The 24,626-nt window shown below is 67.7% G+C and carries 23 protein-coding genes; 16 read left to right on the top strand and 7 right to left on the bottom strand.

Features of this window, described 5'->3' with window-relative positions:
• Positions 1–4: 4 nt before the first annotated feature.
• A complete protein-coding gene (ppc, locus tag C8E02_RS07545) occupies positions 5–2,713 on the bottom strand; it encodes a phosphoenolpyruvate carboxylase (protein ID WP_120810312.1) in 2,709 nt (902 codons plus the stop codon).
• A 52-nt stretch (positions 2,714–2,765) separates the two neighbouring features.
• On the opposite strand from ppc, the gene C8E02_RS07550 reads away from it, so the two are divergent.
• The 6 genes from C8E02_RS07550 to C8E02_RS07575 all read left to right on the top strand — a co-directional run bounded on the left by C8E02_RS07550 (position 2,766) and on the right by C8E02_RS07575 (position 8,248).
• A complete protein-coding gene (locus tag C8E02_RS07550; protein WP_120810313.1) occupies positions 2,766–3,659 on the top strand; it encodes an AEC family transporter in 894 nt (297 codons plus the stop codon).
• 146 nt (positions 3,660–3,805) lie between these two features.
• On the top strand, positions 3,806–4,741 hold the full coding sequence (gene hemC, locus C8E02_RS07555) for a hydroxymethylbilane synthase (RefSeq protein WP_120810314.1): 936 nt from the start codon (positions 3,806–3,808) through the stop codon (positions 4,739–4,741).
• A gap of 1 nt (position 4,742) precedes the next feature.
• Positions 4,743–5,483, top strand: a complete 741-nt coding sequence (locus C8E02_RS07560) for a uroporphyrinogen-III synthase (RefSeq protein WP_120810315.1) — start codon at positions 4,743–4,745, stop codon at positions 5,481–5,483.
• Positions 5,484–5,675: 192 nt separating this feature from the next.
• A complete protein-coding gene (locus C8E02_RS07565) occupies positions 5,676–6,704 on the top strand; it encodes a uroporphyrinogen-III C-methyltransferase (protein ID WP_047968124.1) in 1,029 nt (342 codons plus the stop codon).
• Positions 6,705–6,707: 3 nt separating this feature from the next.
• Positions 6,708–7,916 (top strand): heme biosynthesis HemY N-terminal domain-containing protein, encoded by a 1,209-nt coding sequence (locus C8E02_RS07570; RefSeq protein ID WP_120810316.1) that lies wholly within the window; start codon positions 6,708–6,710, stop codon positions 7,914–7,916.
• Positions 7,916–8,248, top strand: a complete 333-nt coding sequence (locus tag C8E02_RS07575; RefSeq protein WP_120810317.1) for a rhodanese-like domain-containing protein — start codon at positions 7,916–7,918, stop codon at positions 8,246–8,248. The genes C8E02_RS07570 and C8E02_RS07575 overlap by 1 nt, the downstream gene beginning before the upstream one ends.
• A 126-nt stretch (positions 8,249–8,374) precedes the next feature.
• Here the strand turns inward: C8E02_RS07575 and C8E02_RS07580 are convergent, their stop codons facing one another.
• Positions 8,375–9,091, bottom strand: a complete 717-nt coding sequence (locus tag C8E02_RS07580) for a pseudouridine synthase (protein ID WP_120810396.1) — start codon at positions 9,089–9,091, stop codon at positions 8,375–8,377.
• Positions 9,092–9,281: 190 nt separating this feature from the next.
• On the opposite strand from C8E02_RS07580, the gene C8E02_RS07585 reads away from it, so the two are divergent.
• From C8E02_RS07585 to C8E02_RS07595, 3 genes are all read left to right on the top strand, one after another.
• On the top strand, positions 9,282–10,457 hold the full coding sequence (locus tag C8E02_RS07585) for a GGDEF domain-containing protein (RefSeq protein ID WP_120810318.1): 1,176 nt from the start codon (positions 9,282–9,284) through the stop codon (positions 10,455–10,457).
• Between the two features lie 775 nt (positions 10,458–11,232).
• Positions 11,233–11,733 (top strand): GNAT family N-acetyltransferase, encoded by a 501-nt coding sequence (locus C8E02_RS07590; RefSeq protein WP_047968127.1) that lies wholly within the window; start codon positions 11,233–11,235, stop codon positions 11,731–11,733.
• Positions 11,734–11,937: 204 nt separating this feature from the next.
• A complete protein-coding gene (locus C8E02_RS07595) occupies positions 11,938–12,567 on the top strand; it encodes a LysE family translocator (protein ID WP_120810319.1) in 630 nt (209 codons plus the stop codon).
• A 197-nt stretch (positions 12,568–12,764) separates the two neighbouring features.
• Here C8E02_RS07595 and C8E02_RS07600 read toward each other — a convergent pair whose 3' ends face one another.
• Entirely contained in the window at positions 12,765–13,202 is a 438-nt protein-coding gene (locus tag C8E02_RS07600; RefSeq protein ID WP_120810320.1) for a hypothetical protein, read from the bottom strand.
• A gap of 123 nt (positions 13,203–13,325) precedes the next feature.
• On the opposite strand from C8E02_RS07600, the gene C8E02_RS07605 reads away from it, so the two are divergent.
• Both C8E02_RS07605 and ccoG read left to right on the top strand, forming a co-directional pair.
• Entirely contained in the window at positions 13,326–15,164 is a 1,839-nt protein-coding gene (locus C8E02_RS07605; RefSeq protein WP_120810321.1) for a diguanylate cyclase, read from the top strand.
• A gap of 312 nt (positions 15,165–15,476) precedes the next feature.
• Entirely contained in the window at positions 15,477–16,865 is a 1,389-nt protein-coding gene (gene ccoG / locus C8E02_RS07610) for a cytochrome c oxidase accessory protein CcoG (protein ID WP_120810322.1), read from the top strand.
• Positions 16,866–16,890: 25 nt separating this feature from the next.
• Here the strand turns inward: ccoG and C8E02_RS07615 are convergent, their stop codons facing one another.
• On the bottom strand, positions 16,891–18,213 hold the full coding sequence (locus C8E02_RS07615; protein WP_120810323.1) for an aminotransferase-like domain-containing protein: 1,323 nt from the start codon (positions 18,211–18,213) through the stop codon (positions 16,891–16,893).
• Positions 18,210–19,151: a helix-turn-helix domain-containing protein gene (locus C8E02_RS07620; protein ID WP_202902793.1), complete on the bottom strand. Its 942-nt coding sequence runs from the start codon at positions 19,149–19,151 to the stop codon at positions 18,210–18,212. The genes C8E02_RS07615 and C8E02_RS07620 overlap by 4 nt, the downstream gene beginning before the upstream one ends.
• Positions 19,152–19,294: 143 nt before the next feature.
• Between C8E02_RS07620 and pobA the strand changes: the two genes are divergently transcribed.
• On the top strand, positions 19,295–20,479 hold the full coding sequence (gene pobA, locus C8E02_RS07625; RefSeq protein WP_120810324.1) for a 4-hydroxybenzoate 3-monooxygenase: 1,185 nt from the start codon (positions 19,295–19,297) through the stop codon (positions 20,477–20,479).
• Positions 20,480–20,742: 263 nt separating this feature from the next.
• On the top strand, positions 20,743–21,345 hold the full coding sequence (locus tag C8E02_RS07630; RefSeq protein WP_120810325.1) for an FMN-binding negative transcriptional regulator: 603 nt from the start codon (positions 20,743–20,745) through the stop codon (positions 21,343–21,345).
• 116 nt (positions 21,346–21,461) lie between these two features.
• Here C8E02_RS07630 and C8E02_RS07635 read toward each other — a convergent pair whose 3' ends face one another.
• The gene (locus C8E02_RS07635) at positions 21,462–22,247 is read right to left on the bottom strand and encodes a substrate-binding periplasmic protein (protein WP_047968135.1); all 786 of its coding nucleotides are present in this window, start codon (positions 22,245–22,247) and stop codon (positions 21,462–21,464) included.
• Between the two features lie 156 nt (positions 22,248–22,403).
• Between C8E02_RS07635 and C8E02_RS07640 the strand changes: the two genes are divergently transcribed.
• Entirely contained in the window at positions 22,404–22,955 is a 552-nt protein-coding gene (locus tag C8E02_RS07640; protein ID WP_120810326.1) for a YaeQ family protein, read from the top strand.
• A gap of 3 nt (positions 22,956–22,958) precedes the next feature.
• Here C8E02_RS07640 and C8E02_RS07645 read toward each other — a convergent pair whose 3' ends face one another.
• A complete protein-coding gene (locus C8E02_RS07645) occupies positions 22,959–23,552 on the bottom strand; it encodes a TetR/AcrR family transcriptional regulator (protein ID WP_120810327.1) in 594 nt (197 codons plus the stop codon).
• A 66-nt stretch (positions 23,553–23,618) separates the two neighbouring features.
• Here C8E02_RS07645 and C8E02_RS07650 point away from each other — a divergent pair, with 66 nt between their 5' ends.
• Positions 23,619–24,074: an acyl-CoA thioesterase gene (locus tag C8E02_RS07650; protein ID WP_120810328.1), complete on the top strand. Its 456-nt coding sequence runs from the start codon at positions 23,619–23,621 to the stop codon at positions 24,072–24,074.
• 11 nt (positions 24,075–24,085) lie between these two features.
• Positions 24,086–24,439, top strand: a complete 354-nt coding sequence (locus tag C8E02_RS07655) for a DUF1304 domain-containing protein (RefSeq protein WP_120810329.1) — start codon at positions 24,086–24,088, stop codon at positions 24,437–24,439.
• Positions 24,440–24,626 lie beyond the last annotated feature (187 nt).

Below are 24,626 nucleotides of genomic sequence, written 5' to 3' on the forward strand. Positions count from 1 at the left end.
GTGCTCAGCCGCTGTTGCGCAGGCCGGCGGAGATGCCGTTGATGGTGAGGTGGATCGCGTACAGCGCCTCGGCATCGTCCGGTGCCTCGCGCAGGCGGCGCAGCAGCTCGACCTGCAGCAGGTTGAGTGCGTCGAGGTACGGCAGCCGCGTGGCCAGCGAGCGCGCCAGCGTCGGGTTGGTTTCCAGCAGTTTCTGCTGCCCGGTGATGGCGAAGAACGCCGCCAGCGTCTTGTCGTGCTCCGCCTGCAGGCGGCCGAACAGGCGGTCGGTCAGCGCGGCATCGCCGACCAGCGCCGCGTAACGGCGCGCAATCTCCAGGTCGGCCTTGGCCAGCACCTGCTCCATATTCGACAGCATCACCTGGAAGAACGGCGACGCCTGGTGCAGCGTGCGCAACTGGGTGAGACCAGCGTCCTCGCCGTGGGCGTCGAGGAAGGCGTGCACCGCGGAGCCGAAGCCGTACCAGCCCGGCAGCATCACCCGCGACTGCGACCACGAGAACACCCACGGGATGGCGCGCAGGTCCTTGATGCTGGTGAGGCTCTTGCGCGACGCCGGGCGGCTGCCGATGTTGAGCTTGGCGATGGCGCCGATCGGCGTCGCCTCCATGAAGTACTGCATGAAGCCGTCGGACTCCACCAGCGCGCGGTAGGTCTTGAAGGCGTGGCCGGACAGCTCCGCCAGCACGCTCTCGTCGGTGGCACCGCTGTCGCTGTGTGCCAGTGTCGATTCCAGCGCCGCCGCCACCAGTGCCTCCAGGTTGCGGGTGGCGTTGTCGGGATCGGCGAACTTGGAGGTGATGATCTCGCCCTGCTCGGTGATGCGGATGCGGCCAACCACGGTGCCGGCCGGCTGCGCCATGATCGCCTCGTAGGACGGGCCGCCGCCTCGACCGACCGAGCCGCCGCGGCCGTGGAACAGGCGCATCTTGATGCCGGCGGCGTCGAACACGCGCACCAGGCGCTGCTCGGCCTGGTACAGCTCCCACTGGCTGGTGACGTAGCCGCCGTCCTTGTTGCTGTCGGAGTAGCCGAGCATCACTTCCTGCACCCCGCCGCGGCTCTTCAAGAGCTGCTGGTACCACGGCAGCGCGAACAGTTGCTGCATGATGCCGGCCGCCGCGTCCAGATCGGCGATGGTTTCGAACAGCGGCACCAGGTTGAGGCTGCTGCTCGGCGCGCCGCCGTGCAGGCGCAGCAGGCCGCTTTCCTTGCACAACAGCGCCAGCGCCAGGATGTCGGACACCGTGGCGCAGTTGGAGATGATGCACTGGCTGATGGCATCGACGCCGAACTGCTGCTGGATCAGCGCCGCCTCGCGGAAGATGGCCAGCTCTTTCTCGCTGTCGGCGCTGTAGCTGAGGAAGGGCGAGTACAACAGCCGCGGCGTGGCCAGCTCGCGCAGCAGCACGCGCACGCGCGCCGCCTCGTCCAGCGCCTCGTAGTGTTCCAGGTTGGCGTGGGCGAACAGCTCGCTGACCACGGCAGCGTGTTTCTCGGCGTGCTGGCGCAGGTCCAGCGGCATCAGGAAGAAGCCGAACACGTCCACCGCGCGCTTCAGCTTGCCCAGCCGCCCGTCAAGCAGCAGCGCGCTGCCGTGGGCGACCAGTGAATCGCTGAGCGTCTGCAGGTCGGCCAGCAGCCCGGCGGTGTCGGCATACGGCTCGCCGGCGGTCCAGCGGCCGCGCAACGGCAGGCCCAGCCTGGCCGCCAGTGCCGACAGCCGGCCCTCGATGGTGGCCAGCGCCAGCCGGTACGGTTCTTCGCGACGGCTGATGGCGGTATCCGGCGACACCGAGGCCAAGGCGTGCACCGCGGCCGACACCTGCACGTGGCGCGACGACAGCGACAGCTCGCGATACAGCCCCGCCAGCTCGTAGAAGTAGTGCTTGAACGCCACCTCCGCCTGCCGCGTCACCGCGTGGCGCAGCACCGCGGCGTCGACGTTGGGGTTGCCGTCGCGATCGCCGCCGATCCAGCTGCCGACGCGCAGGAAGGACGGCACCTTGGCGTCCTCGCCCCACAGCTCGCGCACCTGCTTGCCGAGGCGCTCGTACAGCGCCGGAATGGCCTGGAAGAACGACAGCGGATGGTAGGCGACGCCGTTCTCGATCTCGTCGGCGACGGTCATCTTGAAGGAGCGGATCTCGGTGGTCTGCCACAGCGAGTGGATCACGCGCTGCAGCTTGGCTTCCAGCTCCTGCTCTTCTTCCGGGGTGATCTCCGGCGACGATAGCTGCGCCAGGAACTTGCGTACCGCGCGGTGGCCGTCGAGCACGCTCTGGCGCTGCACCTCGGTCGGGTGCGCGGTCAGCACCGCGCTGACGCTGGCTTCCTGCAGCGCGCGGTTGAGCTTGCCGAAATCGACGCCGGCGTCATGGATGTGGCTCAGCGCCCGCGCCAGGCTGCCCTGCTGCGGCGCGCTGCCGGCACGCTGGTGCGCGCGGCGGCGGCGGGCGTGGTGCAGGTCTTCCGCGATGTTGAACAGCTGCGAATACAGGCCGCAGGCGCGCACCAGCGCGGTGGTCGCCGCCGGGCTCAGCCGGCCGACCAGCGCGTCAGCGCTGCGGTCGTGCTGTTGTGCGCCGCTGGGGATGGCGCGGATTTCCGTCACCACCTCCTCGCCGGCCTGCTCGCGCAGCAGGCTTTCCAGCAAACGGTCGAGCCGCGCCAGGTCTTCGCGCAGCGGTAAGTCCTTGTCCAGTTCCGTCATACTCTGCTTTCCCTAATTGTTATGGTGATGCGAATGCTGCGAAGATAGCGCGATGAACCCGGCGCTGATCCTGTTACCCGATTTCCTGCTCATCCTGTCCGGCTTTGCGCTGCGCCGCAGCGGCATGCTGTCGCCGGCATTCTGGGCCGAGGCGGAAAAATTCGTCTACTTCATCCTGTTCCCGGCACTGCTGTTCCGCGCGCTGGCGCGGGCCGAGCTGGACTTTGCCGCCAGCCTGCCGATGCTGGCCAGCGGCCTGCTGTTCACCGGCGCCGGCTTCCTGCTCGGCAATGCCGCCAAACCGCTGTTCCGCCTGCCGCAGGCCTCGTTCGCCGCCGGCAACCAGGGCGCCTACCGTTTCAACACCTACGTCGCCTTCGCGGTGATGGGCAGCCTCGCCGGCACCCCCGGCATCGCGGTGATCGCGCTGCTGTGCGGCGCGATGGTGCCGGTGGTCAACCTGATGGCGGTGTGGCAGCTGTCGCAAACCAGCCAGCAGGGCATGCTCTACGAACTGGCGCGCAACCCGATCATCTGGGGCATCGGCAGTGGCCTTGCGGCCAACGTGTCCGGCCTGCCGGTACCGCAGCCGCTGTTCGCCGCCATCGACCACCTCGCCGCCGCCGCGCTGCCGCTGGGGCTGATCACCGTCGGCGCCGGGCTGCGCTTTACCGCGCTGGCCAGCCACTACGCGCCGCTGCTGTACTGGAACGGCATCAAGCTGTTGCTGCTGCCGCTGATCGCCGTCGCCACGGTGCAGCTGTTCGGACTCTCCGGCGTCTACCGCCAGGCGACGCTGGTGATGAGCATGCTGCCGACCGCCACCTCTGCCTACATCCTCGCGGTGCGCATGAAGGGCGACGGCGAGCTGGCCGCCGCGGTGGTGACCACCTCGACGCTGGCGGCGATGCTGAGCCTGCCGCTGATGCTGAGCTTGCTGCGCTAGTCAATCCTGCCGCAAAACGCCGCCGCCGTGTAGTTAAACTACAAGTACTGTTGCAGCTACACACACTGCCTTGCATCAAGGTTGGCCGCAACGCTCGTGCTAAAATGCGCGCCATCTTCCCATTTGCCCGTGCAGGATCGCCGTCCATGAACAAACTCGTCATCGCCAGCCGCGAAAGCAAACTTGCCATGTGGCAGGCCGAACACATCAAAGCCCGCCTCGAGGCGCTGTATCCGGCGCTGACGGTGGAGATCCTCGGCATGACCACCCAGGGCGACCAGATCCTCGACAAGACCCTGTCCAAGATCGGCGGCAAGGGCCTGTTCGTGAAGGAACTGGAGCTGGCGCTGCAGGAAGGCCGCGCCGACATCGCCGTGCACTCCATCAAGGACGTGCCGATGAACCTGCCGGAAGGCTTCGCGCTGGCCGCGATCTGCGAACGCGAAGACCCGCGCGACGCCTTCGTGTCCAACCGCTACAGCAGCCTGCACGAGCTGCCGGCCGGTGCCGTGGTCGGCACCTCCAGCCTGCGCCGCGAATCGCAGATCCGCGCCCGCTTCCCGCATCTGGTCATCAAGCCGCTGCGCGGCAACGTGCAGACCCGGCTGCGCAAGCTGGACGACGGCGAATTTGACGCCATCATCCTCGCCGCCGCCGGCCTGAAGCGCCTGGAGCTCGCCGAACGCATCCGCGCCGAACTGGCGCCGTCGGAAAGCCTGCCGGCCGTCGGCCAGGGCGCGCTGGGCATCGAGATCCGCGCCGACCGCGCCGACCTGATCGAACTGCTGGCGCCGCTGAACCACGCCGACACCCACGCCTGCGTCAGTGCCGAACGTTCGCTGTCGCGGGTGCTGGGCGGCAGCTGCCAGATTCCGATCGGCGGCTTTGCCACCATCACCGACGACGTGATCACCCTCGGCGGTTTCGTCGCCCATCCCGACGGCTCGGTGATGCTCACCGCCAGCGCCAGCGCACCACGCGACTACGCCGACGCGCTTGGCCGCGCGGTGGCCAAGAAGCTGCTGGAGCAGGATGCCGGCCCGCTGATCGCCGCAGTCATCGCCGAACAGGCCGCCAAGTAATATGCCGGCCACGCTGCGGCCAACCTTGCTACTGGTGCGGCCGCAGGCGCAGGCGGCACAACAGGCACAGCGGCTGGCTGCCGCCGGCATCGCGGCGCTGCCGTTCTGCGTCGAGGACACCGTCGCCAATGAGCGCGCGCTGGTGGCATTGCCACAGCAGGCCGCGGCCGCCGACTGGCTGGTCTTCGTCAGCCCGTCCTGCATCGAACTGGCGTGGCCGCACCTTGCCGGCCTGCCGCTTGCGGCCAAGCTTGCCTGCGTCGGCCGCGCCAGTGCCAACAAGCTGGCCGCGCTCAGTGGCCGCGCGGTGCTGCATCCGCCGCACGGCAACGACAGCGACGCGCTGCTGGCGCTGCCGCCACTGCAACAGCTGGCCGGACAGACGGTACTGATTGTGCGCGGCGACGGCGGCCGGCCACAACTTGGGGAAACCCTCGCCCGCCGCGGCGCGCAGGTGCACTACGCGGCGGTGTATCGCCGCGTGCCGGTACAGGCCGACTGGGCGCTGTTCGACCGCCTCGTTGCCGCCGGCCCGTCGCCGGCGCTGCTGATCACCTCCAGCCACAGCGCAGAGCTGCTGTTCCAGCAGGCCGGCGCCACGCGCCAGCGTGCGCTGCTGGCCTGCCGTTTCATCGCGCTGCACCCGCGCATTGCCGTCACCCTGCAGCAGCTGGGCGTGGCACAGCCGCTGCACGCCGCCGACGAGCAGGCGCTGTGCGCGCTGTTCTCCACTCCTCACTAGCCGCCGGGCCGCGCCGCTGGCAGCACCGGGGCGGCGCGGTTACAATGCCACGGTTCTGTTAAGATTTGTTTCGCTGCCGCCGCGCCGCGAGACAGCACGGCAGGGCGCAATAATTCCGGCGCAGATGCCGCCATATTCGAGCAAACACGGCCACGCCTTTTGGCTGGGCCACACTCCGGTTCTCCGTCATCCATGAGCGAAGCCACTCCAGTTGAAAACGGCAGCAGCAAGCCGAACAAACCACCCGTCAACCTTGCGCTGATCGTTGCTGTCGTCGCGCTGGGCCTCACCGGCTGGCAGTATCTGGATACCCGCCAGCAATTGAACAAGGCGCAGCAGGCGCTGGCCGAACGGCTGGCCGACGCCGGAGGCAGCACCAAGGCACTGCAGAACCAGGCCGAACTGACCCAGGCCAGTACCCGCGAACTGCAGGCCAAGCTGGCGCTGGTCGAGGCCCGCGTCAACGAGTCCGCCGGACAGTACGCCACCCTCAGCGGCATGTACCAGGAGCTGACCAAGGACCGCAGCGACTGGCTGCTGTCCGAAGTGGAACACACCCTCGGCGTCGCCAGCCAGCAGCTGCAACTGGCCGGCAATATCAGCGGCGCGGTGTCGGCACTGGAAGTGGTGCAGACCCGGCTGTCGCACTTCGACAATCCCGGCCTGATCGGCGTCAAGCGCGCGGTGGCCAAGGATCTGGAAACGCTGAAGGCGCTGCCCTACCTCGACACCGTCGGCCTGACCGTCAAGCTGGACACCCTGATGCTGGGCGCCGAGACGCTGCCGCTGGTGATCGACCATCACCGCCTCGGCGGCAAGCCGGTGGCACAGCTCAACGTGGCCGCCGATGCGCCGTGGTGGTCGCGCCTGGCCGGCGAGCTGACGCAGAGCCTGGGCGACCTGGTGCGCATCCGCCGCATGGACAAGCCGGAGGCGCTGCTGCTGTCGCCGGAGCAGGCATTCTTCCTGCGTGAAAACCTGAAAATGCGCCTGCTGGACGCGCGTCTGGCGCTGATCCAGCGCGACGGCGCCACCTATCAGGCCGATCTCGCCGCCGCCGGCCAGTACGCCGCGCGCTACTTCGACCGCGATGCGCCGACCACCCGCCAGTGGCAGGCGGTGCTGTCCGAGCTGGCCGCGGTACGCCTGAGCGTGACGCTGCCGGACCTGTCTGCCAGCCTGAAAGCCGTGCGCGAAGCGCAGGGCAACAAAGAGGAATAAAGCGTGAGATTCGTATTCTGGGTCGTCGGGCTGTTTGCCCTCGCGGTGCTGATTGGCCTTGCCTCCACCATCAACACCGGCTACGCCATCCTGTTCGTGCCGCCGTATCGCATGGAGGTGTCGTTCAACTTCCTGATCCTCGCCATCGTGCTGCTGATCCTGGTTGCCTACGGCGTGCTGCGTCTGCTCGGCATTGCGGCCAACCTGCCGCACGAGGTGCGCACCTACCAGCGCCAGCGCAAGCTGAAGGCGTCGCGCCACGCGCTGCGCGAGGCGGCGATCGCGATGTTCGAAGGCCGCTTCCAGCGCGCCGAACGCGAGGCGCTGAAGTCGATCGACGACGAGTATTCCGATGAGAACCGTGGGCTGGCACTGATGATCGCCGCGCGCAGCGCCGCCAGCGTGCAGGATCTGGAACGCCGCGACGGCTATCTGGCACGGCTGGAAGACATGCCGGAACGCATCCAGCTGGCGCGCCACATGCTCGAAGCGCAGATCCGCCTCGACGGCAAGCAGCCGCTGGAGGCGCTGGCCGCCGTCGAGCGCGCGCGCGCCATCTCCAGCAACCTGACCTCGGCGCTGCGGCTGGAGCTGAAGATCCGCCTGATGCTGAAGCAGCCGGAGCACGTGCTGACGCTGACCGAGAAACTGCTGAAGGCCGACGCGCTGGAAGCGGAACAGGCGCGCCGCTACCGCCTGGCCGCCTACCGCCAGCAGCTGGCCAGCTTCAGCAGCGAGCGCGAGATCCGCGACTGGCTGAAACGCATTCCCGGGGTCGAGCGGCAGAACCCGGCGCTGGTCGCCGACATCGCCAACCAGCTGATCAAGCTCGACGCCTACGACATGGCGGCGGAGCTGATCGCCGGCGCGCTGTCCGACGACGAACAGGCGACGCCGGAGCTGGCGCGCGAGCTGGGCCTGCTGGCCGGCCACATCGACAGCCCGCGCCGGCTGACGCTGCTGCGCGATGCGGAAAACTGGCTGAAATCACGGCCGCGCGACCACCTGCTGCTGCTGTCGCTGGGTCGCCTCGCACACGCCGAACAGCTGTGGGGCAAGGCGCAGAACTATCTGGAAGCCAGCCTGTCTATTCAGCCTACCCTGTGTGCGCACGCCGAACTGGCCAAGCTGCTGCTGGCGATCGACAAGCCGGAAAAGGCCGAACGCCACTATCAGGACGCACTGAAAATCGCGCTGGAGAACGGCTGCTGATGAAACTCCTGGTCCGTAGCGTGCTTGCCCTCGCCTGCAGTCTGTGGCTGGGCAGTGCGCTGGCTGACGCCCTGCTGATCGATGTGCGCAGCCCGGAAGAATACGCGCAGCGTCACCTGCCAGGTGCCACGCTGCTGCCGCTCGACCGCATCGGCAGCGAGATCCAGCAATTGGTGCCGGACAAGGACACCCCGATCCAGTTGTACTGCCGCACTGGCAATCGCTCCGCGATGGCGCTGCAGCAGCTGCAACAGCTCGGCTACCGCCAGGTGCGCAACCTGGGCGGCATTGACGCCGCTGCCGCCACCCTGCAGCTGACGCCCCAGCCCTGAAGCCCGGATCCCGAGTGATCGGTTCCGGACGGCAATCAACACTGCGGCCAACCTTGCTCAAGGTTGGCCGCAGTGCTTTGTGGGTCGTGCCTATTTGGCCACGAACCGGAGCCGGGCCAGGCGGCGCTAAGCCGGTGCCGGATAGCCGAGCAGCGCCAGCTCCGCCGCATCCAGCAGCCGCCACTGCCCTTCCGCCAGCTCGCCGAGTGACAGCGCCCCCATCGCGATGCGGTGCAGCTGCTCGACACGGTTGCCGGCGGCGGCGACCATGCGCTTCACCTGATGGTACTTGCCCTGGGTGATGCTCATGTTGAAACGGTGCTCGTCCAGCTGCTCAACCAGCGTGGCGGCCAGCGGCGCGCTCTCGTCGTGCAGCAGCACGCCGTCGCGCAGCTGCTGCAACAGTTGCGGCGTGATGACGTGGCGGGTGGTGACCTGGTAGCACTTGGGGATAACTTTACGCGGCGAGCTCAGGCTGTGGACAAACTGGCCGTCGGTGGAAAACAGCAGGAGGCCGGTGGTGTCGACATCCAGCCGGCCGACGGCGGCGATGCCGAGATTGGCGAACTGCCACGGCAGCAGGCGAAACACGCTGAGGTGGTGCTGCGGCTGGTGCGAGGTCTCGTAGCCGGCTGGCTTGTGCAGCATCAGATAGCACGGCAGCGCCAGTACCGGCCACATCTCGCCATCGACACGCAGCGTGCGGATCGTCGCCGGCGTCACCGCCATGCGCCAATCGGACGCGACCACGCCGTCCAGCTCGACCAGGCCGTAGTCCACCAGCTCGCGGCAGGCCTTGCGCCCGCCGAAGCCCTGTTGTTGCAAGAATCGATACAGTTCCATGGCGCGCATTCTAGCATGTCGCCCCGTGCCAGCCGGCGCGCCCGCCTGCGGCGCCGTCATGACGGATAAGTCCATCTTTCTGAACGGATAATTCTTTAAAATCAACGCGGCAGCTTACAGATACTGATTAAAACCGTGGTACAATTACCGATTGCTTTTTTAAAAAATAACCGATCAGGATATTGGCCGCATGGCACCGCTGGACACCCCGACCCTCCTCACCGCCATTGCCCTGGTCTACGGCATTGGCGGGGTGATGGTGTACGCGGGGCGTGACCGGCTCACCGGCCGCGGCATCGAGGCGTTCTGGCTCGGCGGCTCGCTGCTGATGGCGGCGCTGATGCTGTACTTCGCCTTTCCGCCCGCGCTGCTGCCGGCCGGTGGCATCAGCGCCTGGCTGCTACCCAGCGCGCTGCTCACCGGCCTGAAGAACGAGCTGCTCGGCCAGGCGGTGGCGCGGCTGACCGAGAGCCGCCGCCCGTGGTGGCACGGCGCCGTGGCCTCGGCGGCACAGACCGGGCTGCTGCTCGGCGGCTTTTTCCTGCTGCCGCAGGCCACGCCGTGCCAGACACTGTTCCTGCTGGTCAGCAGCTGGTTCTTCGCCGGCATCGCCCACCAGCTGCTGCACAAGCGCCGCAAGCGCGGCCCGGCGGCGCTGGTACTGGGCAGCGCCAGCGCGCTGTTCTGCCTCTACCTGCTGGCCTATGCCGCCAGCGCCGGCCAGCCGGACACACTGCCGCTGTTCAACCGCCCCGCACTGCTGTTGCTGACCCTGCTCAGCGCGGTGATGCTGCAGCTCGGCTTCATCCAGGTGCAGCGCGAGCTGCAATACCGCCAGCTGAGCAAGCTGGCCGCGCTCGACCCGCTGACCGGCATCTTCAACCGCCGCACCTTCTTCGATCTGGCACTGCGCCAGTACGCACTGCACGGCCGCCAGCAGCGCTCGCTGGCGCTGCTGATGATAGACCTCGACCACTTCAAGAACATCAACGACACCTACGGCCATCGCAAGGGCGACCAGGCGCTGCGCGCGGTGGCCGACCACATCGCCGACGAGGTGCGCCAGGGCGACATCTTCGCCCGCATCGGCGGCGAGGAATTCTGCCTGCTGTTGCCGGACACCGACGCCGCCGGTGCGCGCCAAGTTGCCGACAAGCTGTGCCGCGCGCTGAACGATATCCTGCTCAACCCCGCCGACCCGGCGACACAACTGACCGCCAGCATCGGTGTCGCCAGCTGCACGCCGCAGCCCGGCGCCAGCTGGAACCAGCTGTTCGACAGCGCCGATCGCCGCCTGTACCTGGCCAAGTCCGGCGGCCGCAACCGCGTGGTCGACAGCGACAGCCCTAATCACACCCCTGGCTGATGAGCAGCAACAGCGCTCATGCGGCCTGCCGTATCCTGAACGCCGCTGGAGCTGACAGCCGGCGGTGTTCAGCACGGCCCGGCTGACGGCATGAGCACCCCGTACATCACCCCACGACCAAAGAACAGCAACCGCCGTCAGCACCAACAGGACCGGTAACAGCGCTCGCCCTGCGCGGCAGCACCACCCGTTACCGCCGCGGCACCCAACTGCGCTCACGCCGCACCGGCGGCAATCTGCCCTCCGACGCGGTGCACAAGATGTCGTAGCCGGCTGCGGCCAACCTTGCCACGGCTTAGGCGTCAGCGTGCATTCGCGCAGCGCCAGCCAACTGCCTGCACCCCGCGCCACCGGTGCTCGGTCTCGTTGGCAGCCGCGTCGTCGCAACCACCCGGCCAACATCCCGCCGACGGCCGCAAGCCTAGCCTTGCGGCACAGCTCGCCACCTTGCCGCCTCGGCACCTCACTGCCTGACCGTCCCCACCTCGCCACAGCCCCATGCACTGCGGTGACGCGACGCGGCGACAACCCGCCCCCGCACCTCGGCCAAGCCCATACGGCAACACCACCGCCCATCACCGCACAGACGCGACTTATAACGTATATAAATCATGTATTTCATTACATTTATTACAAAATTGGACCAGCAGCGTTTACCACCCGACAGAAGCCATCCTGAAATGGCATCGCAAAACAGTCTGTTCTGCAGCCGGATTGCACATTCACAAAGCCGCCGCCATCCAGCACAATGTTTCGATCGGAACAAGGAGACACCATGAGTCACGTGCAGCTGGACATTGCCACCCTCGACGACTTGCCGCAGATCGTCGCCATCTACAACAGCACCATCGCCGGGCGCATGGTGACCGCCGATCTGGAACCGGTCAGCGTCGACAGCCGGCTGCCGTGGTTCCATGCCCACAACGCCGAACGCCGCCCGCTGTGGGTGGTGCGCGAACAGGGTGCCGTCATCGCCTGGATCAGCCTGTCCGATTTCTACGGCCGTCCTGCCTACAACGGCACCGCCGAGGTCAGCATCTATCTGGCGGAAAGCTGTCGCGGGCGCGGCATGGGCAGCCGCTTGCTGCAGCAGGTACTGGACATCGCGCCGCAGTACGGCGTGGAGAACCTGCTCGGCTTCGTGTTCGGTCACAACCTGCCCAGCCTCGCGCTGTTCCAGCGCCACGGCTTTGCGCAGTGGGCGCACTTCCCGCGCGTGGCAGTGCTGGACGGCGTGCACCGCGACCTGATCATCTTCGGCAAGGCGCTGGCCTGAGAACGAGTTCGCGATCTCGCACGCTCACGCGAGGCTAGGCGAAAACGGCTGAGGAAGCGGCGTTTATCCGGATAAGCATGCCGCAGCCGTTTTCAACGCCGTATCGCCCCGAGAGATCAAGCCGCAGCAGATCGTGAACCGGTGCCGAGCCACTCACGCCGTGCCCGAAAGCCTCTGATAATGCAGTCTTTATAGCAGGAGCCAATGATGCTGACCCCCGACCAGATTGTCGCTTTTCTCGCCGCCGCCATGCTGATCACACTGTCGCCGGGGCCGGACAACCTGATGGTGCTGAGCCTCGGCATCGCGCGCGGGCGGCGTCACGGCATGGTGTTCGGGCTGGGCTGCGCGCTGGGCTGTCTCAGCCACACCCTGCTGGCCGCGGCCGGCATCAGCGCGCTGCTGGCGGCGTCGGCCACCGCTTTCCTGGCGCTGAAGCTCGCCGGCGGGCTGTATCTGGTATGGCTGGGGGTGCAGGCGCTGCGCAGCCACGGCCGGCAGTGGCAGGGCGGCGGCCAGGGCCAACAGGACGGGCTGGCGGCGCTGTTCGGCAAGGGGCTGCTGGCCAATGCCATCAACCCCAAGGTGGTGCTGTTCTTTCTCGCCTTCCTGCCGCAGTTCATCGTCGCCGACGGCGGTGACATCGCCTGGCAGACGCTGCAGCTGGGGGTGCTGTTCACGCTGCAGGCGGCGCTGCTGTTCGGCCTGCTCGGCTATTTTTCCGGCTACGCCGGCCAATGGCTGATGACCACGCCGCGCCGCAGCATGTGGCTGGACCGCATCGCCGGCACCGTGTTCGTCGCCCTCGGCCTGCGCCTGATCTTCAGCCGCTGAGCACAAAAGCAATGCGGCCAACCTTGTTGCAAGGTTGGCCGCATTGCTTTTGCCGTGCCGTCACGGTGCGCCATGGCGGCTACTCACCGCCTGCGAAGATCAAGAAAAACACCGACACAAGCCGGTGTTGGCGCAAAAAGACGCCTGTTGACGACATCTTCCACGCCGATGCGTCGCAACGCGGCGGGCCGCGCCGGCTAGTCGTGATCGGAAGGCACCGCGTCGACGGCGTGGCGCTGGCTACGGAACCACTGCGCGGCGCTGCCCGTCCACGCCAGGTACAACGCCAGCGCGTCCAGCAGCAACACCAGCGCGTCGGCGCCGTGCTGCCACCACGGCAGCGCCGTCGCCAGCTGGCTCAGCCACGCGAACAGCGACAGCAGCAGCCAGCCGCTGAGTGCCAGCCGCGCCCACGGCCGGCCGCGCGCCAGCTCCCACACCACCCACGCCGACAGGCCGTAGGCCAGCACCACGAAGGCCAGCAGCCGCGCCAGCTCCACCAGCGGCAAAGCACTACCCAGCCACAGCCGCTCGCCCAGCTGCGTCACCGCACCCAGCAGCAGCGACAGCCACAATAACTGCGCGCTGCGGCGCAAACGCAGCGGTATTTCGGCAAACCCGAACCGGTATTCCATGACATAGACTCACTCAGACCCGAAGCGCGCATTACAACGCGTTGCGCCCGCCGCTGCAAATCGTCATGCGGCGGCGCAAAACTTCATGCGAGAATCCCTTATCGCGACTTCGTCACCGAACGTATGCCCACTGTCCCGCGCTTTTCCCTGTCCAGCCTCACCGCCAAGACGCTACTGCTCAGTGCCGCGCTGTGCCTGCTGCTGCTCGGCCTCGGCGCGCTGGAGCTGGCCTCTTCCTACCGCAGCGCGCTGAAGCAGGGCTTCAACCAGGCCCGCGTCACCAACCTGCTGCTGACGGAATGGATCCAGCGCGAATTCCGCGAAATCGACCTGATCCAGAGCGCGCTGGCCAAGCAGCTCGGCGCCGCCGACTTTGCCGCCACCAGCGACAGCCCGGCGCGCAGCGCGCTGGAGACGCGGCTGGTGCGCGCGATGCACGGAATGCCGCAAGCCTACGACCTGATCCTGGTCGACCGCGACTGCAAGCTGGTGCTGTCGTTCAAGGTATCGCCCGGCTTTGACGCCAGCGAGCGCAGCTACTGCAAGGCGATGCTGGCCAACAACCGCGACGACCGCTTCGTCAGCGAACGCTTCCACACCATCGCCGGCGACGACGTGGTGCTGGCCACGCAGCGGGTGCGCGGCGACGACGGCAAGGTGATCGGCCTGATCGGCAGCGCGGTGCGCGTCGAGCACTTCCAGACCCAGATCAACCGCGCGATGATCGGCAACCGCTACGACGTGCTGGTCTTTGCCGACAAGCGGCGCCAGCTGCTGGCGCGCCAGCCGATGCTGCCGAAACTGCCGACGCAGCCGGTGCCGGACCCGGAAGCCGAGGCGATGATCCGCAACCAGCTGAGCGAGGCGCAGTACGAGGCGACCTCGCCCTTCGACGGCCGCCGCCGCCTGCACGCCACGCGCCAGATCGAGCACCTGCCGGTGATCGTGTCGGTCGGCATCGACAAGGAAACCCTGCTCGAGCCGTGGTGGAGCAAGCTGGTGCTGTTCCTTAGCAGCTGGCTGGTGATGGTGCTGCTGATCGTGTACGCCACCCGCCGCTACCTGCACAACGTGGCGCTGAGCGAGGCGCTGTCGATCCGCAGCGCGGCGATCGACTACGCCGCCGAGGCCATCGCCATCGCCGACGGCAACGGCGTGGTGCAGTACATCAACCCGGCGTTCAGCAGCCTGACCGGCTACCGCCTCGACGAGGTGCGCGGCCAGCGCCAGCTGGCGCAGTTGCTGCTGGAACAGCAGCCGGAGCTGCACGAGCAGCTGGCGCAGGCGATCCACGACGGCAAGAACTGGCGCGGCGAGCTGACCAGCACCCACCGCGACGGCCACACCTATGTCGAGACGGTGTCGGTGGCACCGGTGCGCGACCAGTACAACGAGCTGATCCACATCGTCGCCATCAAGTACGACATCAGCGCCGCCAAGAAGCTGCAGGCCGACCTGGAACGCCTCGCCAACACCGACGAGCTGACCGGGCTGTACAACCGCCGCCAGTTCCTGCAACGGGCGCAGGAGGAAATCGCGCGCGGCCAGCGCTGGCAACGGCCGCTGTCGCTGGCGATGCTGGACCTCGACTTCTTCAAGCGCCTCAACGACCGCTTCGGTCACGGCTTCGGCGACGAGGTGCTGCGCCGCTTCGCCTCCTGCATCCAGTTCAACGTGCGGCTGGAGGATGTCTGCGGCCGCCTGGGCGGCGAGGAGTTCGCCATCCTGCTGCCGGATACCGACCGCTACAACGCCAGCCTGATCATGCAGCGGGTGCGCGAGGCGGTGGAGCAGATCAGCCTCGACAACCCGCTGGGCGGCGAAGCGGTGCGCTTCACCGTCAGCATCGGCATCAGCGAGCTGTACCCCGGCGAGGAAACGCCGACGCCGCTGATCGCGCGCGCCGACGCCGCGCTGTACCTCGCCAAGCAGGAAGGCCGCAACTGCGTGCGTACCGGCTGAGCACCGGTTCGCGATCTGCTGCGACCGATATCACCGGGGGCAATACGGCGTTAAAAACGGCTTCGGCATGCTTGTTCATATCCGGATCAACGCCGCTTCCTCAGCCGTTTTCGCCTTGTCCCGCGTGAGCGCGCGAGATCGTGAACCCGTTCCGGGACCTGCGGCCAACGTTGGCCGCAGCGTTCCGTCTGATCCACGTCAAACCTGCTTGCCGCCGGCACGGCTGTGTCCTGCCGATCGCGCCGCTCTGTGCCTGTTGCCACCGAGGCACGCCGCCTAAGCTCGGGCATCGTTTCTCTTTGGGTCCGCATCATGGCAACGCCCCTGCACTTCGTCTCCAGCAAAGTCTACCCGCGCCTCACCGGCGGCCGTTTCAACACCCTGCGCGTCGCCTTCGTCGTCATCACCCAGCTGCTCTACTTCGGCCTGCCGTGGCTGAACTGGGACGGACAGCAGGCGACGCGCTTCGATTTCGACAGCATGCGCCTGTACCTGTTCGGCCTCACCCTGCTGCCGCAGGACTTCATCTACCTGGCGGCGGCGCTGATCGTGGCGGCGCTGGGGCTGTTCCTGTGGACGATGCTGGCCGGGCGGCTGTGGTGCGGCTTTTCCTGTCCGCAGACGGTGTACACCGAGATCATGATCTGGATCGAGCGCTGGGTGGAAGGCCCGCCCAACCAGCGCCGCAAGCGCGACGCCGCACCGTGGGGCGCGGAAAAAGTGCTGCGCAAGGGCAGCACGCAGCTGCTGATGGCCGCGTTTTCGCTGTGGACCGGCCTGACCCTGGTCGGCTATTTCACGCCGATGCGCGAGCTGGCGGCCAACCTCGGCGCCGGCCACATCGGGGTGTGGGAGGCGCTGTTCGCGCTCAGCTACGGCGGCTTTACCTGGCTGCTGGCCGGCGTGCTGCGCGAGCAGGTCTGCAAGCACATGTGCCCGTACGCCCGCTTCCAGGGTGCGATGTTCGACCGCGACACGCTGCTGGTGGCCTACGACGACAAGCGCGGCGAACCGCGCGGCGCGCGACGCAAGCAGCACGCCATCATCCCGATTGCGGCCAACGTTGGCCGCGATGACAAGCCGCAGGGCGCCTGCGTCGATTGCGGGCTGTGCGTGCAGGTGTGCCCGACCGGCATCGACATCCGCGAAGGCTTGCAGTACGAGTGCATCGGCTGTGCCGCCTGCATCGACGTCTGCGACGAGGTGATGGACAAGACCGGCCAGGCGCGCGGCCTGATCCGCTTCAGCACCCAGCACGCGATGGAACAACAGCAGCCGCTGCCGTCGCTGCGGCAGCGGCCGCGCGCGCTGGTCTACAGCGGCCTGCTGCTGGCCATCGTCGCGCTGTCGGCCACCGGCCTCGCGCTGCGGGTGCCGTTCAAGGTCGACATCCTGCGCGACCGCGCGGTGATGCAGCGCGAGAGCAACGACGGCTACATCGAGAACGTCTACAACGTGCGCATCATGAACACCGAGCGCGACAGCCGCCGCTACCAGCTGCAGGTGGAAAGCGCCGGGCTGGTGCGGGTGGAGGCACCGCCGCTGCAGGTGGCCGGCGACAGCGTCACCAGCTTCAACGTCGCGCTGGTCGCCGATCCGGCGCTGCTGCCCAGCGGCAGCCACACCGTCAGCGTGCGCATCGTCAACCTCGACGACCCGAGCCAGGTGCTGCACGAGGAAGCTCGGCTGCTGATGCCGTAAACGGCGACAAGGTTGGCCGCAGCGCTCAGCCCTGCCGCAGCGCGCGCGCCAGCCAGTCCAGCGCCGCCTGCTGCCGCAGCGGATCGAAATAGCTGGCGTTCAGCCGCAGCGCGCGACGGCCGGCCTCGCCCGGCAGACACAGGGTGCCGGGCGCCAGCACGATGCCCTCACGCTCGGCGTCGGCCGCCAGCTGCACGCTGTCGCACGGCAGCTGTTCCAGCCACACGAAATAGCCGCCCTCCGCCGCGCGCAGCACCACGCCGTCCGGCAGCCGTGGCTGCAACGCCGCCTCCAGTGCGCGCACCTTTTGCGCCAGCTGGCCGCGCAGGCGCGCCAGCAGCGGCAGGTGGCGGCCGCCGGCCAGCAGCTCCGCCAACGCCAGCTGGTTGGGCAGCGGTGACGCCAGCGTGTGCGCCAGTTTCAGCCGGCGCACGATGTCGGCGTAGCGCCCCGGCGCCAGCCAGCCGACGCGGTAGCCCGGCGCCAGCGACTTGGAAAAGGTGCTGCACAACAGCACGCGGCCGTCGTGGTCCAGCGCTTTCAGCGGCTGCGGCACCGCGTCGGCAAAACCGAGATGGCGATAGGCGTCGTCCTCGATCAGCGGCACGTCGTACTGCTGCGCCAGCGCCAGCAGCGCCTGCTGGCTGGCTGCCGGCAGCGAGCGGCCGTGCGGGTGGCAGAACGCGCTCATCAGCGCGATAGCGTGCACCTCGCCGGCGGCCAGCGCCTGCGCCAGCGCCGCCAGCGGCAGGCGGTCGTCGGCATCCGCCACCAGCGGCAGCACGCGCACGCCGTGCTCGCCCAGCCAGCCGAGCAGGCCGGGAAACGCCGGCAGCAACACCGCGACGCAGGGGTCGGCGATACCGTGGGTGACCGCGGCGATCGCCAGCGACAGCGCCTCCATGCCACCGCAGGTCACCAGCACGTCGTCGGCCTGCAGCCGCCAGCCCTCGGCGTGCGCCTGCTGTGCGATCTGGCGCCGCAGCGCGGGCAGCCCGGCCAGCGCCGGCTCGGCCAGCGCCTGGTCGTAGCGGCGCATGGCGCCGATGAAGGCGTGCGTCAGCGGCCGGGTGTCGTACAGCGCGGTGTCGATGAACGGCGCGCCCAGCGGTGCGGCCAACCTGTCGGCGCCGTGCAGCGCGCCGGCGGCGACCACGTAGCCGCTGCGGGCGTGCGCCTCGACATAGCCCAGCCGCTCCAGCTCGTAGTAGGCGCGACGCGCGGTATTGAGGCTGACCGCGTGCTGCGCCACCAGCTGGCGCAGCGAGGGCAGCGCATCGCCGGCCTGGTAGCTGCCGTGTTCGATGCTGTCGATGACGTGCTGGACGATGGTGCCGTATTTGCTCAAGAGGTGTGCTCGCTTGCCGGGGCGGAGCCGCCATTATGACGCTTTGCCGCCGTCGCGGGCAGCGCCGGCACCACGCCGCCACGCTGGCGGAACACGCGCGGGGTGACGCCGGTGAGGCGGCGGAAGAAGCGGATGAAGTAGGCCGGCTCGGCAAAACCCAGCACATCGGCGATCTGGCTCACCGTCAGCACGGTGTAGATCAGGTTGCGCTTCGCCTCCAGCAGCTGGCGCTGGTGCACGATCTGCAGCGCGCTGTGCCCGGTCAGGCGGCGGCAGACGCTGTTGAGATAGGCGCTGGTGACGCCCAGCTGCCGCGCGTAGCGGCTGACCGGCCAGTGCGCGGCGTAGTGCTGTTCCACCAGCGCCGAGAATTTCACCAGCTGCGGCTGGCCGCGGTCGGGGCGGTCTTCGCTGGCGGCCACCTGCGGCAGCTGCCGGCTGAGCAGCACCACCAGCGCGCACATCAGCGAGCGCAGCAGCACGTCGCGGCCGGCGGCGGGGGTCGCGTATTCGCGGGCGATGGCGAGGAACAGCGCGTCCAGCTCGGCATCGGCGGCGTAGCAGCCCGGCTGCTGCAGCAGCGGCGGGCAGTTGGCCAGGCACTCCTGCAGCCACGCCACCAGCGGCGCAGCGAGGGTGATGATGTAGCCGTCGATGCTGTCGTGAAACTGGAAACCGTGCACGCACATCGCCGGCACCACCTGGATCACCGGCACCGCCACCGGCGTGCAGTGCTCCTCGATGAACAGCGTCGCCGGGCCGCGGCGCACGTACAGCAGCTGGTACAGGTCGGCGTGGCGGTGCTGGTCGATCTCCCAGCCGTGGCGCTGGCTGCGGCTGGAGATGCTTTCACAGTGCAGCAGGTCCGGCGTCGGCCACGCCGCGCCCTCGCCATACAGCTTGAATACCGGAATGTCCCTGCTGGGCTGCAACATCATATTTCCCATGCGCTTCTGCGAAAAGTCCTGTTTTTTTACCTGAAATTGCCTGTTATGTCGCCCGCTGCTGACCAAAAATACCGTCACACCAGCCAGAGCGCTGGGCTATACACAGCAAAAAGCAACACAAGAGGAACGCGATCATGAAAACACAAGTCGCCATCATCGGCGCCGGCCCGTCCGGCCTGCTGCTGGGCCAATTGCTGCACAAGGCCGGCATCGACAACATCATTCTGGAACGCCAGACCCCGGATTACGTGCTGGGCCGCATCCGCGCCGGCGTGCTGGAGCAGGGCATGGTCAACATGATGCGCGAGGCCGGCGTCGCCGAGCGCATGGACCGCGAAGGCTTGGTGCACGACGGCATCGAGCTGATCTACAACGGCCGCCGCGACCGCATCGACCTGAAGGAACTCACCGGCGGCGACACCGTGGTGGTGTACGGCCAGACCGAAGTCACCCGCGACCTGATGGAAGCGCGCACCGCCAGCGGCGCCACCACCATCTACCAGGCCGAGAATGTGCAGCCGCACGAGCTCAAGGGCGAAAAGCCCTACATCACCTTCGAGAAAAACGGCGAAACCGTGCGCCTGGACTGCGACTACATCGCCGGCTGCGACGGCTTCCACGGCGTGTCGCGCAAGAGCATTCCGGCCGAGGTGCTCAGCCACTACGAACGCGTGTACCCGTTCGGCTGGCTGGGCCTGCTGTCTGACACCCCGCCGGTGAACGACGAGCTGATCTACGCGCAGCACGAGCGCGGTTTCGTGCTGTGCAGCCAGCGCTCGGCAACCCGCAGCCGCTACTACCTGCAGGTGCCGCTGACCGACAAGGTGGAAGACTGGTCCGACGAACGCTTCTGGGACGAACTGAAAACCCGGCTGCCGCAGGACGTGGCCGACAAGCTGGTGACCGGCCCGTCGCTGGAGAAAAGCATCGCCCCGCTGCGCAGCTACGTGGTGGAGCCGATGCAGTACGGCAAGCTGTTCCTGGTCGGCGACGCCGCCCACATCGTGCCGCCGACCGGCGCCAAGGGCCTGAACCTGGCCGCCTCCGACGTGTGCTACCTGTACCGCATCCTGGTGAAGGTGTACCAGGAAGGCCGTACCGACCTGCTGGAGAAATACTCCGAGCTGGCCCTGCGCCGTATCTGGAAGGCCGAGCGCTTCTCCTGGTTCATGACCACCCTGCTGCACGACTTCCCGGACGCCGACGCCTTCGACAAGCGCATGCAGCGCACCGACTACGACTACTACACCAGCTCGCCGGCCGGGCTGAAGACCATCGCCGAAAACTACGTCGGCCTGCCGTTCGACGAAGTGGACTGAGCCGCCGCTTATTCCCCTCTGATGATGATTGCCAGCCCCGGCCTTGCCGGTGCTGGCTTTTTTTACGCCGCGTTCCCTGATCCGGCGTGGCGCCGCCCTGGCGGGCCTGTTGTCCCGGCTGCGGCGACGCGCCTTGGTGCAGGTACGCGGCGAGGCCTTGTCCGCCGCACTGGACTGGCTCCTTGGCAGCGGCAGAAAGTGGCACTGGGCAAGGAGCCAGCCGGGCAGCAACATCAGGGCCAATCCCAAGCCCGGAGCCAGCCATGCCCTTGTACCAGCCCCCGTCCTTTGCCGCCGCGGCCAACGTTGGCCGCAATCTCGCCGCCGAGTTTCCGTTTGCCACGCTGCTGACCCAGCAGCAGGACACGCCGTGGCTCAGCCACCTGGTGTTGCTGCCCGATCCGCACCACCCCGACTGCCTGCTCGGCCACCTCGCCGCCGCCAACGGCCACAGCGCCGCGCTGCTGAGCGCACCCAGCGTCGCCATCTTCCACGGCGAGCATGGCTACGTGTCGCCGCGCTGGTACGTCACCCCCGGCATGGTGCCGACCTGGAACTACCGCGTGGCGCACGCCCACGGCCAGGCCGAGGCGGTCAGCGGCGACGAGCTGGCCACGCTGCTCACGCAACTGGCCGCCCGTTTCGAAGGCGCCGACGGCTGGACGCCGGCGGCGATACCGGTCGCGGCGCTGGCGGCGATGCAGCGCGCCATCGTCGGTTTCCGGCTGCGCGTCACGCGCTGGGAGGTGAAGGAAAAACTGAGCCAGAACCGCAAACCGGAAGACGTGGCCGCGGTGATCGCCGCGCTGCAGGCCGGCGACGGCGAACAGCGGCAGCTGGCGGCGCGCATGGCACAGCGGCAATAAGCGCCGCCAACAAGACCTCGCAGCGCACCCGAGCCAGGGCGCGCCGACGCAGACAGTACCCGTCGTACGGCAAGGAGGCGCAACGCAGGATCAGGGGTTTAGCTAGCGGCGCCAAGTCAGCCGACGCCGAGACGGGCGTACACCTGCTGCCGCGTCTGCGCGACCAGCCGCGCCAGCTCGCCGCTGTCGCGCATCTTGCGCAGCTCGCGGTTGAAGCGGGCGATCAGCTCCGCCGCCTGCGGATGCTTGCGCGACACCACCACGCACAGCGGCGTGGTCCAGTACTCGCGTGCCTGCGGCACCAGCTGCCGCGCCTGCGACTGCCGCAGCGTGCTGCGTGCCAGCAGCTGCCCGGCCTCCCACTCCATCGGGAACAGATCGATGCGGCCGGCCAGCAGCTTGCGCAGGTTGCTGCCGTCGTCGCTGGCGATGTCGACCTTGAGCACGCCCTGCTGCTGCAGGCTGCTGAAGGCATCGGAATAGAAATTGCCGGCGGTGATGCCGAAACGGTAGGGCGCGAGATCGGCCAGCGTCTGCCACGGATAGCTTTCGCCGGCGCGCTGGAACAGCACCATGCGGAACGGCATCACCGGCTCGGAAAACAGCAGGTCGCGCAGCCGCTCCTCGTTCGGCGTCCAGCCGAGGCTGCCGTCAACATCGCCATTGCGCGCCAGCTGGATGGCACGATGGTTGGGATACCAGTCGTAGCGGACGCTGACATTGCCGCGGCGGAACACCTCGCTCACCACCGCCGACAGGATGCCGCCGCGCGGCAGCTGCTCGCCCATGAACGGCGGGTAGGCCTGGTTGGAAAAGCGCACCCGCAGTGGCGCGTCGCCGGCCAGCGCCGGCAGCGACCATGCCAGCAGCAGCAAGAGCATGAAATTGCGGAACAACGTCATATTTACCCCTGGCGGCGCCATTTTGCGTTGCATAGCAGCCTATCGTAAGCAGATGCTGTCGCCAAGCGGCAATAATACCCGCCGCCACGGGCGCTGGCGGGGCAAAAGCGGTACACTGCCGGCCTTGACCGAAACCTTCCCCAGCGAAAGCCCGCCATGGCACTGAAAGCCACCATCTACAAAGCCGATCTCACCATTTCCGACATGGATCGCGGCTATTACGACAGCCATAGCCTGACCATCGCGCAGCACCCGTCGGAAACCATCGAACGCATGATGCTGCGCATCGCGGTGTTCGCGCTGCACGCCGGCGAATACATGGCCTTCACCCGCGGCATCAGCGACGACGACGAGCCGGACCTGTGGCACAAGAATTTCAGCGACGAGATCGAACAGTGGATCGAGCTGGGCGAGCCGGACGAGAAGCGGCTGCGCAAGGCCTGCGGCCGCGCCGCCAGGGTGTGGCTGTACACCTACGGCGGCCGCGCCGCCGACATCTGGTGGCAGGGCATGGAAGGCAAGGTTGGCCGCTTCGACCACCTCAACATCTTCAGCATCGCGCCGGAAACGCTGGCCGAGCTGGCTGCGCTGTGCGAGCGCAGCATGCAGCTGAATGCCACGGTGCAGGACGGCACGCTGTGGCTGTCGTCGGAAAAAGGCAGCGTCGCGGTAACGCCGCAGCGGCTGTACGGCAGCAGCGAACGCTGACCCTCAGCCGGCAGCGTGCGTCGCCATCAGCCGCGCAAAACCGCGCCGCGCCAGCGCCACGCCGTCGGCGCTGTCCAGCAACTGCTGGTCGTGGTGCGCGCTCTGCACCAGCCCGAACAGCATGAAGGCCAGTAGCGCCACATCGCAATCTTCCGCCAGCTCGCCGGCGTCGCAGGCCTGCTGCAGCAACCGCTGCAGCGTCTCGCGCTGCCAGCGCTGGCCGGCGACCAGCGCCTCGCGCACCGCGCCGGGCTGGTCGTCGAATTCATAGGCCGCCGCCAGCAGCGGACAGCCGCCGGGATAGCGGCCCTGTTCCATGCGACCCAGCCAGCCGTCGAACAGCGCCGTCAGCCGCGCCATGCCGCGCGGCAACGCCAGCGCCGGCTGCACCGTCTCGGCGACGAACTGCGCCTGCGCCGCCTGCACCACCGCCAGCTGCAACGCCTCCTTGCTGCCGAAATGAGCAAACAGCCCGCTTTTCGACAGGCCGCTGGCCGCCGCCAGGCTGCCGATGGTCAGCCCGCTGACGCCGACCTGACTGGCCAGCGCCAGTGCCTGTTGCAGAATTGCCTCTCTCGTTGCCGCCTTTTTCGTCATCACCGCTTGCCTTGCTGCTGTCTTCGTGCAAAATAGCACGATCGTTCTATTTTAGGAATCACACTCATGACCGCATTCAGCAAAGTCGTCGAGGTACGCTGGGCCGATATCGACGCCAACCAGCACATGCGCCACAGCGCCTACGCCGACCTGTGCACCCACACCCGGCTGGAGTGGCTGCAGGCGGCCGGCTTCGGCGCCGACGAATTCAAACGCCAGGGCTTCGGCCCGGTGCTGTTCCGCGAAAGCACCGATTATCGCCGCGAGGTGAACCTGGGGGAACGGCTGGATATCAATGTGCTGATCGCCGCCGCCAGTCCGGACAACAGCCGCTGGCACCTTCGTCAGGAGATGCGCAAGGCGGACGGCACCCTGGCCGCGGTGTACGAGGTGGCCGGCGCCTGGCTGGACCTGCGCAGCCGCAAGCTGATCGCACCGCCGCCGGCACTGGCCACCATCCTCGCCGCCTTGCCGCGCAGCGCCGATTTTGCCGCGCTGCCGTTGCCGCAAAGCGCCGCCTGAACGGAGCCGTCATGACGCTCGCCGCCAGTATTGCCATCGCCGTGGTCGCGCTGCTCCATGTCTGGATCATGGTGCTGGAAATGTTCTTGTGGACGCGCCCGGCCGGGCGCCGCGCCTTCGGCCTGACGCCGGAATTCGCCGCCGCCAGCCGCGTGCTGGCCGCCAACCAGGGACTGTACAACGGCTTTCTCGCCGCCGGCCTCCTCTGGAGCCTGCTGCCGGGCAGTCCGGCCGCCATCGCGCCGTTCTTCCTCGGCTGCGTGATCGTCGCCGGCGTGTTCGGCGCCGCCACCGCCAGCCGCAAGATCCTGCTGGTGCAGGCCATGCCGGCGGCCGTGGCGCTGGCGCTGTGGTGGCTGGCCTGAGAACCTGTTCACGATCTGCTGCGCTTCGGCGATACCGCGTTAAAAACGGCTTCGGAATGCTCATTTACGACTTGTAAACTCCGCTTCCTCAGCCGTTTTCGCCTTGTCTCGCTCTAGCTTGCGAGATCGTGAACACATTCCTACCAAGGTTGGCCGCAATATGTGGCGGCGGGTTGCGGCGACGCCA

Source organism: Vogesella indigofera (genome assembly GCF_003633895.1).
Taxonomy (GTDB): Bacteria; Pseudomonadota; Gammaproteobacteria; order Burkholderiales; family Chromobacteriaceae; genus Vogesella; species Vogesella indigofera.

Excerpts from the sequence above, each read along its gene's own strand:
- ppc (WP_120810312.1), bottom strand. The coding sequence starts at position 2,713 with ATGACGGAACTGGACAAGGACTTACCGCTGCGCGAAGACCTGGCGCGG.
- C8E02_RS07550 (WP_120810313.1), top strand. The coding sequence starts at position 2,766 with ATGAACCCGGCGCTGATCCTGTTACCCGATTTCCTGCTCATCCTGTCC.
- hemC (WP_120810314.1), top strand. The coding sequence starts at position 3,806 with ATGAACAAACTCGTCATCGCCAGCCGCGAAAGCAAACTTGCCATGTGG.
- C8E02_RS07560 (WP_120810315.1), top strand. The coding sequence starts at position 4,743 with ATGCCGGCCACGCTGCGGCCAACCTTGCTACTGGTGCGGCCGCAGGCG.
- C8E02_RS07565 (WP_047968124.1), top strand. The coding sequence starts at position 5,676 with ATGAGCGAAGCCACTCCAGTTGAAAACGGCAGCAGCAAGCCGAACAAA.
- C8E02_RS07575 (WP_120810317.1), top strand. The coding sequence starts at position 7,916 with ATGAAACTCCTGGTCCGTAGCGTGCTTGCCCTCGCCTGCAGTCTGTGG.
- C8E02_RS07580 (WP_120810396.1), bottom strand. The coding sequence starts at position 9,091 with ATGGAACTGTATCGATTCTTGCAACAACAGGGCTTCGGCGGGCGCAAG.
- C8E02_RS07585 (WP_120810318.1), top strand. The coding sequence starts at position 9,282 with ATGGCACCGCTGGACACCCCGACCCTCCTCACCGCCATTGCCCTGGTC.
- C8E02_RS07590 (WP_047968127.1), top strand. The coding sequence starts at position 11,233 with ATGAGTCACGTGCAGCTGGACATTGCCACCCTCGACGACTTGCCGCAG.
- C8E02_RS07595 (WP_120810319.1), top strand. The coding sequence starts at position 11,938 with ATGATGCTGACCCCCGACCAGATTGTCGCTTTTCTCGCCGCCGCCATG.
- C8E02_RS07600 (WP_120810320.1), bottom strand. The coding sequence starts at position 13,202 with ATGGAATACCGGTTCGGGTTTGCCGAAATACCGCTGCGTTTGCGCCGC.
- C8E02_RS07605 (WP_120810321.1), top strand. The coding sequence starts at position 13,326 with ATGCCCACTGTCCCGCGCTTTTCCCTGTCCAGCCTCACCGCCAAGACG.
- ccoG (WP_120810322.1), top strand. The coding sequence starts at position 15,477 with ATGGCAACGCCCCTGCACTTCGTCTCCAGCAAAGTCTACCCGCGCCTC.
- C8E02_RS07620 (WP_202902793.1), bottom strand. The coding sequence starts at position 19,151 with ATGATGTTGCAGCCCAGCAGGGACATTCCGGTATTCAAGCTGTATGGC.
- pobA (WP_120810324.1), top strand. The coding sequence starts at position 19,295 with ATGAAAACACAAGTCGCCATCATCGGCGCCGGCCCGTCCGGCCTGCTG.
- C8E02_RS07630 (WP_120810325.1), top strand. The coding sequence starts at position 20,743 with ATGCCCTTGTACCAGCCCCCGTCCTTTGCCGCCGCGGCCAACGTTGGC.
- C8E02_RS07635 (WP_047968135.1), bottom strand. The coding sequence starts at position 22,247 with ATGACGTTGTTCCGCAATTTCATGCTCTTGCTGCTGCTGGCATGGTCG.
- C8E02_RS07640 (WP_120810326.1), top strand. The coding sequence starts at position 22,404 with ATGGCACTGAAAGCCACCATCTACAAAGCCGATCTCACCATTTCCGAC.
- C8E02_RS07645 (WP_120810327.1), bottom strand. The coding sequence starts at position 23,552 with ATGACGAAAAAGGCGGCAACGAGAGAGGCAATTCTGCAACAGGCACTG.
- C8E02_RS07650 (WP_120810328.1), top strand. The coding sequence starts at position 23,619 with ATGACCGCATTCAGCAAAGTCGTCGAGGTACGCTGGGCCGATATCGAC.
- C8E02_RS07655 (WP_120810329.1), top strand. The coding sequence starts at position 24,086 with ATGACGCTCGCCGCCAGTATTGCCATCGCCGTGGTCGCGCTGCTCCAT.